Below are 13,979 nucleotides of genomic sequence, written 5' to 3'. Positions count from 1 at the left end.
AGGAGGGAGTCATGCAACAAAGAACACTGAAAAAAGCTGTGGAAGTTGTAGGTATAGGTTTGCATAAAGGTGAACCGATCAAGTTAAGACTGGAGCCGCTTGATGTAGATTCCGGTATTATGTTCTACCGTGAAGATCTTGCGATGAGAATACCACTTTCTCCCGACTCGGTTATTGATACCCGTATGGCTACGGTGATAGGAAATGAAAAAGGGTATATCTCTACGATCGAGCACTTTCTCTCTGCTGTCTATGCGTATGGTATAGACAATATGCGCGTGATCGTGGATGGAAACGAGATGCCGATCATGGACGGTTCATCCATCTCTTTTTGTCTTTTGTTGGAGGAGGCAGGTATTCATGAACAGGATGCTTTAAAGCAAATTATCCGTGTGAAACAGCCTGTTGAGGTACGCGAAGGTGACAAATTCGTGCGTCTGTTGCCCCATGAGAGTGCAGAATTTGACTTTCGTATCAAGTTCGACCATCCTGTGATCGGTGATCAGCAAGAGCATTTTGCATTCAGTACCAAAGCGTTTATAGAAGAGATCGCACGTGCAAGAACCTTCGGATTTGCGAAAGATATCCAGTACCTGCAAAGTCAAAATTTAGCACTTGGTGCAACACTTCACAATGCCATAGGGCTGGATGACCATAAAGTACTGAATCCTGAAGGATTGCGGTTTGAGAATGAATTTGCAAGACATAAGATCCTGGATGCCATGGGCGATATGATGGTCACTGGTCATAATATACTGGCCAAATATGAATCATTTGCAGGCAGTCATGATCTCAATTATAAACTGACATCTAAATTGCTCTCAGACAGTAAAAACTATGATCTTGTCGCAGTAGAAGCGTTACAAAGTAGAGCATTTGCAAAAAGTTTTGCCTAAGAGATACGAACTTCTCGTTATATCTATCTCTTCACCTCTGCTGTTGGGGGTCTATGAAGAGGATAGGCTGATCGACACGATATCCAGTGAGTTAAAAACTTCCGAAATCCTTTTACCCCTGATCAAAGAATGTCTGGACAAATATGATATCAGCAGGATCATCTATACCAGAGGTCCCGGTTCGTATATGGCTATAAAACTCACCTATATCATGCTTAAAACGATAGAGATCGTGAAGGGTATACAGTGTGCAGGATGCAGCGGTTTTGCCTTAAATGGAGGGGAACCTATCAAAGCGGTAGGAAACCTTTATTTTATCAAGGAAAAAGAGACTATAATTACAAAAAAATTTGAACAAGCGATCAATGTAAAATTTACATTGCCTCAGAGTATTCAAGATCTTGAATTGGATGAAGAATCAACACCTGAGTACATACTTCCGGCTGTGTAGACTCCTGTGATCTGTTGCATGATCGAACAGCTGAAGTGGACAAAGTGTCAGCGTGGTTTTTGGAGATCACTCTAAAAGCGTTCAAAATAAGGACAATGATGTTTATAAGCGTACCCGCAACCTCTGCAAACTTAGGCCCTGGATTTGATACCTTGGGGCTTGCAGTAGATCTAAGAAATGAAATTACGATCACACCCTCAAAATTTTTGAGTCTTTCCACGCATGGGGAGGGTGACGACAATCCTAAAATAAAGAAGAATTCCCTGTTTTTAAGTATTTTCAATGAAAACTATAAAAGACTCTCCGGAAGAGAGGATAATTTCAGATTCGAATTTCATAACCGTATCCCCATCTCAAGAGGGCTGGGGAGTTCTTCTGCGGTGATCGTGGCTGCATTGAGCGCAGCCTATACCGCGGCAGATAAGAGATACAACAAAAGAGAAATACTCAACCAGGCATTGCGCTATGAACACCATCCGGATAACATCACCCCTGCAGTGATGGGTGGTTTTAATGTCGCCTGTGTGGAAGGTGACCGGGTCTACAGCAAAAAAAGACGTATGCCTGACTATTTAAAAGCAGTAGTGGTTGTGCCTAACCGTACCATATCCACAGCAAAATCGCGTACGATCCTGCCTAAAATGTATAGAAAAGAAGAGACCGTCTATTCACTTTCACGTGCCTCTTATATGACAGCACTTTTTATGAGCGAATCCTGGGATCTATTGCGTATAGCATCCAAAGATAAGCTGCATCAGGCAAGAAGAATGAAAATGATGCCTGAACTGTTCGATGTGCAGAAGCTGGCACTGAAGCATGGTGCACTGATGAGTACACTGTCAGGTTCAGGTTCTACATTTTTTAACCTTGTATATGAGAAAGATGCCAATAAAATTGCACAGGCACTGCAGGCGCGTTTCCCTCAATTCAGGGTTTTTATTCTCTCTTTAGACAATAATGGTGTCATCACCAAGAGTTAAGCTGTACGCTTAATCTCTTTTTAGGTATAATACGCATGAATAAATCACAGCCAATACGTATGTGCATCGCTTGCCGAAGCAAACATCCTCAAAACACTTTGATTCGTTTAAAACAAGAGGGTAGTGAGGTCGTTGCATCTGATGGTAAAGGAAGAAGCTTCTACCTCTGTGATATTTGTGTACATAATGAGAAAAAAATCAAAGGCTTAGTGAAGCGTTTTAAACAAGATGAAGAACGATTTACTAGGTTATTGAAAACGTTGGCAAATGAAGCCGACACATGCAACTAGTTGCAGTATATTAAAGGAGTTAATCAAGAATGGATAAAGTTAAAATCCAAGAAATAGCAGATGAAGCAGGATTGTCAAACGCAGACTTGCTAGACAAAGCCAAAGAGTTAGGTTTTGATGTCAAAGCAGCCAACAGTACTATCAGTATGGAAAATGCTGGTATCCTCGTAGATTATGCGATTAGCGGAACATTGCCAAAAGGGTTCAAAAAACCTGGCAGCAAAGCAAAAATTACTGTAGTCAAGAAGAAAGAGGAAACTGTAGAGACAAAAGTGTCAACACCAGAGGTTGACACTACGGCTGCAGAAAAACCTGCAACTGAAACTACAGTCGATACTCCTGAAGTGGCAGGAGAAGAGAAAGTTGAGAAAGCGGCTCAGGAAAGCACCGAACAACCTTCAGTCAAAAAGGTGAAGAAACGTAAAGGTATCTCTGTTGTAAGCAAAAAAACAGAAACAGAAGCACCTGTCAAGATAGAAGAGGCTGAAGATAAACCACAGAAAAAAACCCTCTCTCGTGGTGGCATTAAAATTGTCAGGAAAGCAAAACCTGAACCTGTAAGAGCTGCTAAGCAGATCTCTATGGAAGATCAGACATCATACGTACCGAAGAAGAAGCCTAAAAAAATAGCAGAGGCCAGAGACAGCGGTAAGAAGATAGATATCTTCAACCATGAAAGTATGAGTGGTGATATCGACAGTGGTTTTGGTGAAGAAGAAGTTGTCCTTTTGGATTTCTCTGATAAAAACATCTATGAAGATATGATGCGTCAAGAACAAAAACGTAAAGAAGAAGCGAAAAAGAGAGAGCTTTCTGGTGCAGCAACCGGTAAAGGCAGACAAGCATTCCGTCCCCAACAGAAACGTTCACTGAAGCGTGGTGGTAAACGTAAGAAGTATGAGAAAGCTGAAAGCACAGAAGTGGTGACTTCCGTAGAGATCCCAGAGAATGTAAGGGTCTATGAGTTTGCAGAAAAGGTAAACCGTTCTGTAGGTGAAGTGATCGGTGTACTGTTTGCATTGGGTATGATGGTAACGAAGAATGACTTTTTAAGTAAAGACGAGATCGAGATATTGGCTGAAGAGTTTGGCGTTGAAGTGACGACTGTCAACCCTCTTGATGAACTTGAAATCACAGAAGATCATGAGGCAGAAGAGGATGAGGCGAACCTTGAAGAGAGACCACCTGTGATCACGATCATGGGACATGTTGACCACGGGAAGACTTCACTGCTTGACAGAATCCGTACTTCAAAAGTAGCAGATAAGGAAGCGGGTGGTATTACACAGCACGTAGGTGCCTACCAGGTAGAAAAGAATGGTAAGAAGATCACGTTTGTGGATACACCGGGTCACGAAGCATTTACAGAGATGCGTTCACGTGGAGCACAGGCGACGGATATCGTTATTATTGTTGTTGCAGCGGATGACGGTGTCATGCCTCAAACCAAAGAAGCGATCGCACATACGAAGGCAGCAGGTGTACCTATGATCGTTGCGATCAATAAAATGGACAAAGAGAGTGCGAATCCGGACAATGTGAAGGCCCAACTTTCTGAGATAGGTGTCATGGCAGCAGACTGGGGCGGGGAGTATGAATTCGTTCCTGTTTCTGCACATACAGGTATGGGTATCGATGATCTGCTTGAAACGATTCTTCTGCAAGCAGAAGTGATGGAACTCAAAGCCAATCCAAACAGAAAAGCAAAAGCTGTTGTCGTTGAAAGCTCTCTTGAAAAAGGTTTTGGACCAGTGGCCAATGTGATCATTAAAAACGGTACATTGCACATAGGTGACAATGTGATCGTAGGTAAGACATACGGACGTATTAAAGCCATTAAATTGGATGACGGAAGTAATGTTAAAGAGATCGGACCAAGTACACCTGCAGCCATCGTAGGACTGAATGAAGTGCCAGGGGCGGGTGATGAACTTATTGTGATGGATACAGATAAAGAAGTACGTGAACTGGCTGAAAAAAGAGCGGAGTATGATAGAACTAAGCAACTTTCTAAAAGTACGAAAGCAACGCTTGATGATCTTTCTGCACTCATTGCTGAAGGACAGCTCAAGTCACTTCCTGTCATCATCAAAGCAGATGTTCAAGGTTCTCTTGAAGCGATCAAAGGAAGCCTAGAGAAGCTTAGAAATGAAGAAGTCAAAGTCAACATTATTCATGAAGGTGTGGGTGGTGTGACTGAGAGTGATCTTGCACTTGCCGATGCATCTGAGCATGCGGTTGTACTTGGATTTAATGTACGTCCGACAGGTGCAGTGAAGAAGAAGTCAAAAGAGTTGGGTATTGAGATACGTTCTTACTCTATCATTTATGATCTTCTTGATGATGTAAAATCATTGCTTGGCGGTATGATGAGCCCTGTGATTTCTGAAGAAGTTACCGGACAGGCAGATGTACGTGAGACATTTGTTGTGGGTAAAGTGGGTACGATCGCCGGATGTAAAGTCTCTGACGGTGTGATCACCAGAAACTCTAAAGCAAGATTGATCCGTGACGGCGTGGTCATCTATGAAAGTAAGATCGCTTCACTCAAGCGTTTCAATGAAGATGCTAAAGAAGTGAAGAACGGTTATGAGTGTGGTATCATGCTTGAAAACTTTAATGACATTAAAGAGGGTGACGTGATCGAAACCTTTAGAGATGTTGAAGAACAGGTTACTTTATAGGACGTCATTTGAACAAAGTCCAAATGACTATGCTGACGCTGATGTCATTTCAGAAGTTGGCCTATGCGACCAGTCGCATTATGCATAAGAAAGGTTAAAGATGACACATGAAGAGATTAAAAGGCATCGTGTAGAATCTGTACTTAAAGAGATTATTCCCGAAGCACTCGGCAGTTTGGATGATGAGCGTATCAACGGACTGACAGTGACAGACGTGGTGTGTTCAAAAGGTAGATCGGATGCGAAGGTCTACCTTGATACTTCATTCCTTAATGAGAAAGAGCAGAATGAGGCACTCCGGCAGCTACGTGCTGTAGCAGGGTACATACAAAACCATTGTAAACAGAGTGAAGGGTGGTTCAAAGCTCCAAGACTTACCTTTGAGTTTGACCATCAGTTAGAAAAAGTGAGTCGTATGGAAGATCTTTTTAAACAAATAAGTACCAGAAAAACAAAAGATGACGGAGAGTCTACAGATGAATCTTGAAATACAAATCGCTAAAATTGTAGAAGCCAATGGTGCCTCTCTGTATGATATAGAGGTAGTGACAGAGTTTGAAGAGACGATCTTTCGTGTTTTGATAACAAAAACGGGCGGTGTGGATCTTGATCTGTGTGCGCATATTTCTCACGAACTCTCCCCTTTTCTAGATGTCCACCCTCCGATGAGTCAGAAATACCGTTTGGAGGTCAGTTCTCCGGGGATAGAAAGAAAACTCACAAAACCTGTGCACTTCCAAAATGCGATCGGTGAAAAAGTGAAGCTCAAGATCTCAGGTGGTGAGAAAGTAAAAGGGATCCTCAAAAGTGCTGATAACGATGGTATCGTTGTAGAAACAAAGCAGGGTGATGAAAGCTTTGAGTATGGAGCATTGGGTACAGCAAAAACCTATTTTGACTGGAACTAGATTTAGCTTTTACATAAAGGAGAAGTTGCTGTGAGAGATGAATTTTATATGCAGCTTGCTCTGGATAAAGCCTGGGAATACCAAGGCTTAACCTACCCCAATCCTGCGGTTGGTGCCGTAGTCACGCTAGAGGGCAATATTTTAGCTATCGAGGCGCATCAGAAAGCAGGGTCATCACATGCTGAAGTTTTGGCTCTGCTTTCAGCCTATGAAACACTCTCAAACAGATCTGTAGATTTCGATCCCTGTGATTCCCATAAAGCACATGCATTTCTTTTAACACTTCCCAAAGATTTTTTTGCGCAATGCACTATTTATGTGACACTTGAGCCCTGTTCGCATGAAGGGAAAACACCCTCTTGCGCCTCTTTATTACAGTCACTTGCATTGCGCAGGGTAGTGATAGGCACAGAGGATCCCATAGAAGGGCATGGCGGCGGTATGAAGCGGTTGGGAAATGCGAGTGTGGGGGTACTCAAAGAGGCATGTCAAGCGTTGATAGAGTCTTTTCTCTTATGGCAAAAGCGAGCCTTTGTACTTTTTAAACTTGCACAGACAACCAACGGGCGTATCGGTGGGGGTTACTTGAGTTCTCAAGCTTCCCTGACCCATGTGCATCAGCTAAGAGAAGTGTGCGATACACTGCTCATAGGCGGCAATACCGTAAGAGAAGACAGACCTACGTTGGATTGCAGATTTATCCAAGCGCAGGCACCTGACGTCAAGATCTATACCAAAGAAGATAATTTTGATAGAGATATCCCGCTTTTTACTGTTGAGAAGAGAAGGGTAGAGATCATCCATACATTGGATTTTTTAGAGCAACCTTCTTTTGTCTTGGTAGAGGGCGGAGAAGGGATGCTAAATGCACTCAAAGAGAAGATAGATTGGATGCTGATTTACCAGACACCTAAGCTCTCTACGAATAATTTAACCTATAATACAACTATGAATTTACAATTTTTACATCAAGACAAAAAAGATGTAGATTTGATGATATGGAGCAAAAACATTGGGCATTGAAAAACTCGCAGATAAAGAAGAAAAACAAGAAAAAATTGTCACAATGTTTGACGATATCGCAAGCACCTATGACCTGGCAAACAGGGTTTTGAGTTTTGGTATCGATATCCAGTGGCGTAAAAAAGGGTGTGACAAAGCATTTGAGATCCTGGATAAAAAAGAATTGACACAGGTGACAGATGTCGCTACGGGTACAGGCGACCTGTTGATCTACTGGAGAGAACAGGCCAAAAAAAATGGCGTAAATATAGAAAAATATGTAGGGATAGACCCTTCTGTAGGTATGCTGGAAGTGGCAAGAGGAAAAGTGGATTTCGCAGAGTTCATTGAGGGAAAAGCTCAGAAACTGCCAATAGCGGATGAGAGTACGGATGTGATCTCCATCTCTTACGGCATCCGTAACGTGGTTGACAGGGCAGAGGCATTGCAAGAGTTCAACCGGGCACTCAAGCCAAACGGTATTGTCATGATCTTGGAATTTACCAAACAAGACAGAAGCGGCGTGGTAGACAAGATCGTGGATTTTGGCATGAAGAAAGTGCTTCCGCGTGTAGGCGGGCTCATCTCCAAGAATTATGAAGCCTATAAATATTTGCCGGACTCGATAGAAGAGTTCTTGACCACAGAAATGTTGGCCAAAGAGTTGGAAGAAGCCGGATTTGAGATGAAATATATCAAATCTTTCTCTATGGGTATATCGACCCTTCTTGTTGCACAAAAAATATAACGCATAGATAAAAAAGGAGTACCATGAGTCAATCAATGATGAGTGTCTCCTCACTCAACACAAAAATCAAATCACTGCTTGAAGCCACCTTTATGCATATCCTTGTCGAAGGTGAGGTGGCATCGGTCACCTATCATACTTCAGGACATATCTATTTTTCCATTAAAGATCAGCAGAGCAGTATCAAATGTGTCATGTGGCGCTCTTCGGTTGCGAAATTAAAATTTCGCATAGAAAAAGGGATGCATATCGTCATAGAAGGGTCAGTAGGCGTCTACACGCCCAGAGGTGAATACCAATTCTATGCGGTACATGTTGAACCTTACGGCAAGGGTGCTTTGGCATTGGCCTATGAACAGCTCAAAGAACGATTAAAGGAAAAGGGATACTTTGATGCACAAAGAAAAAAACCCATACCTAAACATATCAGAAAAATAGCATTGGTCACAGCCAAAGAGAGTGCTGCACTCTATGATATGCTGAAGATCATTGAGCAGCGCTGGCCGTTACTGGAAGTCGTGATCGTCGATACCTTGGTACAGGGAGATGAAGCAGCGGTTCAGATAGCCCATGCCCTGCACTATGCGGACAGTTTAGGGGTTGATGTCGTGGTCGTAGGACGTGGTGGGGGAAGTGCAGAAGACCTGTGGAGCTTTAACGAAGAGATGGTAGCAGATGCTCTTTTTGCTATGCAAACACCCGTAGTGAGTGCAGTCGGACATGAAGTGGATGTGATGATCAGCGACTTTGTTGCAGATCTGCGTGCACCGACTCCGAGTGCTGCGATGGAGATGATACTTCCTGATATGAGAGAGATACTCTATACCTTAAATGAGCAGGGTGAACGGTTTACCTATGCGATGCATCAAAAGCTGCACCATCTTGTACGTGAATTGAAGCATACAGAAGAGATATTGTTACGAAGCTCACCCAGCAGACAACTCAAAGAGACCCGGACAAAATTCATACATTTAGAAGATGAATTTAAAAGAGTTATGACATATAAGTTGGAGCGTTTTTCTTCTTCGTTACCTGAAATGCACAAAAAATATAGACAGAATATGGGGTTCATCCTTGAGCAAAAAAGTCAGTATTTAGAGTATATGGATAAAAAATTGAGGATGAATGATCCCAAACTGCAGTGTCGTAAAGGATGGGCACAAATATCTGCAGAGGGTAAGACCATTGAACTGAGTGCCATTGAACTCAATCAAACATTTACGGTTCAAGATGCGGAAACACGAATAGAAGCTTTATGTTTAAGTAAAACTTGAGTTTTAATATTTATAATATAAGTTAGTTTAATACCTACAGGGTTAAGGGATGGAGATCAGATTGGAAAAATTTCAAGACATTTTAGCGCAAATGACACAGGAAGAGTATGGAATAGTGGCAATAGTGCTTTTACTCATTTTCTGTGTCCTCTCTACCTATTTATTTTCAAGACAAAAAAAGAAATTAAAAGCAACCCTTGACAATAACCTGAAGGTTTTTCAAAAAGCCTTTGATATCTCTGATGATGCGGTGTTGATACTCTCCGATAAAAATAAAGTGATGTATGCCAGTAACGCCATGGTACGAATTTTAGAGCTAAAAGGTGATTTTTTATTAAAAACATTTAAAAACACGGTTCAAATAAAAGTCAAAAAGGAATGGTTAGGGTTAGAGCAATTTATTCATGCGCAGCCTGGATCACCCAAGGATAAAGTACATACGTATTCTCATGCGACATTAAAGATCTCAGCCGAGGATGAGATACCTGTAAATGTCTATGTAGATACTATCGTGATGGAAATGCCAAAGGAGGTTTTGTGTGATGTGCTATTGATACAAGATCTAAGCAAAGCCAAGGAACGCTCTGCTGCGGATTTTAAGCATCCACTGACACACTTGCCCAATCAACTGCAGGTCTACAATGACCTACCGGCCTTTTTTTCGAAAGCCCATTTAGAAAAAAATAAACTGGCTTTAATGCTGATGAGTCTGGACAATCTCTCAAGGTTGCGGTCCATTATCGGGGATGAACAGACCAATAAAGTACTCAAGAAATTTGCTGCATACCTGAAGACTTTGACCAAGAATACAAATGTATCGGTGTACCATACTTTTGATAACCATTTCATGCTGACTGTAACGAATTTGCACTCCATAGATGAGGCAAAAGTGTTTGTAGAAGATATTCAGAAAAAATTGGCCACATTCTATAAAATGGATGGTGTACATTTACATCTTACCGTTTCAGCAGGTATCGCCATCTATCCCGACAGCGGGCATATTCGTCTACTTTTGGATCATGCCTATAAGGCATTGGCAGAAGCAGAAAAAGAAGGCGACAATAACATCACCATATTCCTACCTGAAAAATTTACAGCCGCTTATGACGAACTGAGACTCCATAGTGATATGCCGGGTGCATTAAACAGAGGCGAATTTGAAGTCTATTATCAACCTATTGTACGGGTCAAAGATGAGGAAGTTGTAGCGGCCGAAGCACTGATCCGATGGAAACATCCGCAATATGGTATGATCCCGCCGGATGTCTTTATCTCTTTAATGGAGAAAACAGGTTTTATCGTGAAATTGGGCCAATTTATACTGGATGAAGTGCTGAAACAGCAAAAACGCTGGGAGATGTTCAATTTCAAGCGTATTGAGGTTTCGATCAATGTGTCCATGATTGAGATCAATACGGGTGAATTCGTTCAACATGTAGAGAGAAAACTGGCTGAGCATCAGCTTGATCCGGAATGTATCAAGTTTGAAATTACAGAGGGCATCGCCATGCTCAATGAAGCGCAGACTGTAAAATACTTTCTTGCATTGAAAAAACTGGGCGTAGGTATCTCATTGGATGATTTCGGTACGGGGTATACCTCTTTTGGGTACTTGAAAAAATTCCCCGCAGATATTGTAAAGATTGACAAAAGTCTGGTTGATTATATTTTAACGAACGAAGAAGATCAAAGAATTGTAAAAGCGATTATAGAGTTGGCACATACTTTAGGTATGAAAATAGTGGTGGAAGGTATTGAAAACCAGCAAATGGTTGATATGATCACTTCATATGGATGTGATTATCTGCAAGGATACCATTTTTCAAAACCCTTACCGGTCTTTGAATTCCAAAAACTGATCAGGTAATAGGTATTTGACAATCACCAGAGCTCATAGAGAAGCTACTGAACACGCTATTTGACAGCTTTCCCCTTCATTCATTATTCTCTATTTTACTCTTTATGATTGAATGTATGACTTTTTTCGATTTGGACGTAGTCGGAATGTCTTGTCCTTTTCTCTTGTCTAGTTTTTAGCTTTATTCATTGCCACAATAGCACCTGTAGTAACTACTAGTGCCGTCACTATACCAAAAAAGATATATTGTAACTCCATTCTCGTCCTTTCTTCTTTAATTGTAAAATAGCCAACATATTCCCTATACCGTTTCGTCTTTAAAACGTGAAGGAAAAAGCTACAAAGAAGAGAAACACTTATTGTCTTATTAGAAGGGGCACTAGACAGGTATGTTTCTATACTTCAGGCTATTTTGAGGCAGGAAGTATAGCAAAGAAGTGTTAAGCCTTCGTAAAGAATTGTACAAATCTCATTCAATTTACTATGATTTCCTTAAATTATCAATATTATTATTTTTATTAATATTATACAGTTATAAAAGGTTATGCATTCAGTTGTACAAAATTGTAAAAAGTAAGAGAGTAGTGAGTATGAAGAAAGACCTACCAAACAGGATGTTCAGCAGGTTCTTTTTATATTCTGAATGTCAGTCAGGAATGAACTTACATCATTCCTGGCATACCGCCCATGCCACTCATATCGGGTTGTGCCGAAGGAGGTTCAGGTATATCTGAAACAGTCGCTTCGGTTGTTAGAAGCAATGAGGCAACAGACGTGGCATTCTGAAGTGCTACACGTTCCACTTTAAGCGGATCAATGATACCTGCTTCAAGCATATCGACATACTCTCCTGTTGCAGCATTGAATCCTAAATTCGCATCGGTTGAATTGGCAATTTTATTGGCTACCACACCTGCATCAAATCCGGCATTTTGTGCGATCTGCTTCATAGGTGCAAATACTGCTCTTAAAATGATCGCTGCACCCACGGCTTCATCATCCTTAAGATCAAGTTTGACAGCCTGGCTGGCTTTGATCAGTGCAGCCCCGCCACCGATAACGATACCTTCATCCACAGCGGCTTTTGTCGCGGATAGTGCATCATCCACTCTGTCTTTTTTCTCTTTCATTTCCGTCTCAGTGGCAGCACCGACTTTGATCACGGCAACACCGCCAGAGAGTTTCGCCAGACGTTCCTGGAGTTTCTCTTTATCGTATTCACTGCTGGTCGTACCGATCTGTGTTCTTATCTCATTGACACGTGCAGCTACTGCATTGGAATCACCTTTACCATCCACGATGACAGTATTGTCCTTATCTATGACCACTCTTGCTGCCTGACCTAGATCTGCAAGTGTTGCTTTCTCCAGTGTAAGACCAAGCTCTTCGGTGATCAGTGTCGCACCCGTCAAGATAGCGATGTCTTTAAGCATTTCCTTCTTTCTGTCACCAAAACCTGGCGCTTTGACTGCAGTGATGTTCAGTACACCTTTGAGTTTATTAAGCACAAGTGTCGAGAGTGCTTCACCTTCAATATCGTCTGCGATGATAAGAAGCGGTCTGCCACTTTGTTGTACCTGTTCCAACATAGGCACTAGATCTTTCAGTGAAGTCACTTTGCCATCTGTGACAAGAATGATAGGTGCTTCAAGCTCACAGGTCATTTTCTCTGTGTTTGTGACAAAATAAGGCGAGATATACCCTCTGTCAAACTGCATACCTTCAACCACCTCAAGGTCATCGTTGATCCCTTTGGCTTCTTCTACCGTGATCACACCGTCTTTCCCTACTCTGTCCATCGCTTCAGCAATGAGATTACCGATCGTCTTATCAGAGTTTGCAGAGATCGTAGCCACTTGAGCGATCTCTTTTTTGTCTTTGACCTCTTTAGAGATCTTTTTAAGCTCTTCGATGATGGCAGCAGATGCTTTGTCCATACCTCTTTTCACTTCTATAGGGTTGGCTCCTGCAGTGATGTTTCTGAGACCTTCTTTAAAGATAGCGTGTGCAAGTACGGTTGCAGTCGTTGTACCGTCTCCGGCTTCATCAGCAGTATTGGAAGCGACTTCTTTGACCAGTTGTGCACCCATGTTTTCAAGGCTGTCTTTAAGCTCTATCTCACGTGCTACTGAAACACCATCTTTTGTAATGTGCGGTGCACCATACGATTTTTGTATAAGTACGTTACGCCCTCTAGGCCCCATGGTCACCTTCACAGCATCGGCTAACTTTGTTACACCTTCAAAGAGACCTGATCTCGCTTTATCTGAAAAAAATATTTCTTTTGCCATAAACTATCTCCTTAAAATTATTTGATTAAACCAAGCACTTCTTTGCTTGTTAATATGAGGTACTCTGTACCCTCGATCATGATCTCCATTCCACTGAAGTTTGCAAAGACTACAGTATCATCTACATTAATACCATCTTCTTTTGCATCAGGACCAACTGCAACGACTTTTCCTTCCAGTGGCTTTTCTTTGGCTGTATCTGGAATATATAGCCCAGAAGCGGTTTGATTTGACTGCTCTTCACGAAGAACAAGCAGTCTGTCTTTTAATGGTTCAAATGCCATAGTGACTCCTTTATATGTGAGTAAATTTTTATAGGTGCATTGTAGTGATTTTTTCCAAAAATGTCAATAAGTTTCTTTAAATTATTTAAACAATATGAGTGACATAGACTAAACAATGTGTTGTCTATAAAATATTAAGGCCTTTTTACCTCTTTTTTGTAAAATGTGTTGACAATAAAGGTATCTTTAGATAAAATTCCGTCTCTTCACTACGATGTCAAGGTAGCTCAGCTGGTTAGAGCGCTGGTCTCATAAGCCGGAGGTCGAGGGTTCAAGTCCCTCTCTTGACACCAGGATAACACTTCATTTTTTA

General features: G+C 41.6%; 13 protein-coding genes and 1 tRNA gene. 12 read left to right on the top strand and 2 right to left on the bottom strand.

The window, feature by feature from the left end:
- Window positions 1-11 precede the first annotated feature (11 nt).
- The 11 genes from lpxC (at window position 12) to LDM98_RS06795 (ending at window position 11,100) form a co-directional block, all read left to right on the top strand.
- Entirely contained in the window at window positions 12-896 is an 885-nt protein-coding gene (gene lpxC / locus LDM98_RS06845) for a UDP-3-O-acyl-N-acetylglucosamine deacetylase (protein ID WP_223898595.1), read from the top strand.
- Entirely contained in the window at window positions 877-1,347 is a 471-nt protein-coding gene (locus LDM98_RS06840) for a hypothetical protein (protein ID WP_223898594.1), read from the top strand. The genes lpxC and LDM98_RS06840 overlap by 20 nt, the downstream gene beginning before the upstream one ends.
- 98 nt (window positions 1,348-1,445) lie before the next feature.
- A complete protein-coding gene (gene thrB / locus LDM98_RS06835; protein ID WP_223898593.1) occupies window positions 1,446-2,327 on the top strand; it encodes a homoserine kinase in 882 nt (293 codons plus the stop codon).
- Between the two features lie 35 nt (window positions 2,328-2,362).
- Complete coding sequence (locus LDM98_RS06830; protein WP_223898592.1) at window positions 2,363-2,617, top strand: DUF448 domain-containing protein; 255 nt, start codon at window positions 2,363-2,365, stop codon at window positions 2,615-2,617.
- A gap of 29 nt (window positions 2,618-2,646) precedes the next feature.
- A complete protein-coding gene (gene infB, locus LDM98_RS06825; RefSeq protein ID WP_223898591.1) occupies window positions 2,647-5,301 on the top strand; it encodes a translation initiation factor IF-2 in 2,655 nt (884 codons plus the stop codon).
- Window positions 5,302-5,401: 100 nt separating this feature from the next.
- The gene (rbfA, locus tag LDM98_RS06820; protein WP_223898590.1) at window positions 5,402-5,788 is read left to right on the top strand and encodes a 30S ribosome-binding factor RbfA; all 387 of its coding nucleotides are present in this window, start codon (window positions 5,402-5,404) and stop codon (window positions 5,786-5,788) included.
- Window positions 5,778-6,209, top strand: a complete 432-nt coding sequence (gene rimP, locus LDM98_RS06815; RefSeq protein WP_223898589.1) for a ribosome maturation factor RimP — start codon at window positions 5,778-5,780, stop codon at window positions 6,207-6,209. The genes rbfA and rimP overlap by 11 nt, the downstream gene beginning before the upstream one ends.
- A 30-nt stretch (window positions 6,210-6,239) precedes the next feature.
- Complete coding sequence (ribD, locus tag LDM98_RS06810) at window positions 6,240-7,232, top strand: bifunctional diaminohydroxyphosphoribosylaminopyrimidine deaminase/5-amino-6-(5-phosphoribosylamino)uracil reductase RibD (RefSeq protein ID WP_223898588.1); 993 nt, start codon at window positions 6,240-6,242, stop codon at window positions 7,230-7,232.
- On the top strand, window positions 7,222-7,959 hold the full coding sequence (gene ubiE / locus LDM98_RS06805) for a bifunctional demethylmenaquinone methyltransferase/2-methoxy-6-polyprenyl-1,4-benzoquinol methylase UbiE (protein ID WP_223898587.1): 738 nt from the start codon (window positions 7,222-7,224) through the stop codon (window positions 7,957-7,959). The genes ribD and ubiE overlap by 11 nt, the downstream gene beginning before the upstream one ends.
- 23 nt (window positions 7,960-7,982) lie before the next feature.
- Window positions 7,983-9,233, top strand: a complete 1,251-nt coding sequence (gene xseA / locus LDM98_RS06800; RefSeq protein WP_223898586.1) for an exodeoxyribonuclease VII large subunit — start codon at window positions 7,983-7,985, stop codon at window positions 9,231-9,233.
- Between the two features lie 49 nt (window positions 9,234-9,282).
- A complete protein-coding gene (locus LDM98_RS06795; RefSeq protein WP_223898585.1) occupies window positions 9,283-11,100 on the top strand; it encodes a bifunctional diguanylate cyclase/phosphodiesterase in 1,818 nt (605 codons plus the stop codon).
- A 653-nt stretch (window positions 11,101-11,753) separates the two neighbouring features.
- Here LDM98_RS06795 and groL read toward each other — a convergent pair.
- Window positions 11,754-13,382 carry a chaperonin GroEL gene (gene groL, locus LDM98_RS06790; protein ID WP_223898584.1) on the bottom strand — a complete coding sequence of 543 codons (1,629 nt, stop codon included), beginning with the start codon at window positions 13,380-13,382 and terminating at the stop codon, window positions 11,754-11,756.
- A gap of 17 nt (window positions 13,383-13,399) precedes the next feature.
- Entirely contained in the window at window positions 13,400-13,666 is a 267-nt protein-coding gene (locus tag LDM98_RS06785) for a co-chaperone GroES (protein ID WP_223898583.1), read from the bottom strand.
- Between the two features lie 216 nt (window positions 13,667-13,882).
- On the opposite strand from LDM98_RS06785, the gene LDM98_RS06780 reads away from it, so the two are divergent.
- Window positions 13,883-13,959 (top strand) — tRNA-Met (locus tag LDM98_RS06780).
- The last annotated feature ends 20 nt before the right edge of the window (window positions 13,960-13,979 follow it).

Source organism: Sulfurovum sp. TSL1 (genome assembly GCF_019972135.1).
Classification (GTDB): domain Bacteria; phylum Campylobacterota; class Campylobacteria; order Campylobacterales; family Sulfurovaceae; genus Sulfurovum.
This window is presented reverse-complemented; position numbering and strand designations above follow the sequence as displayed.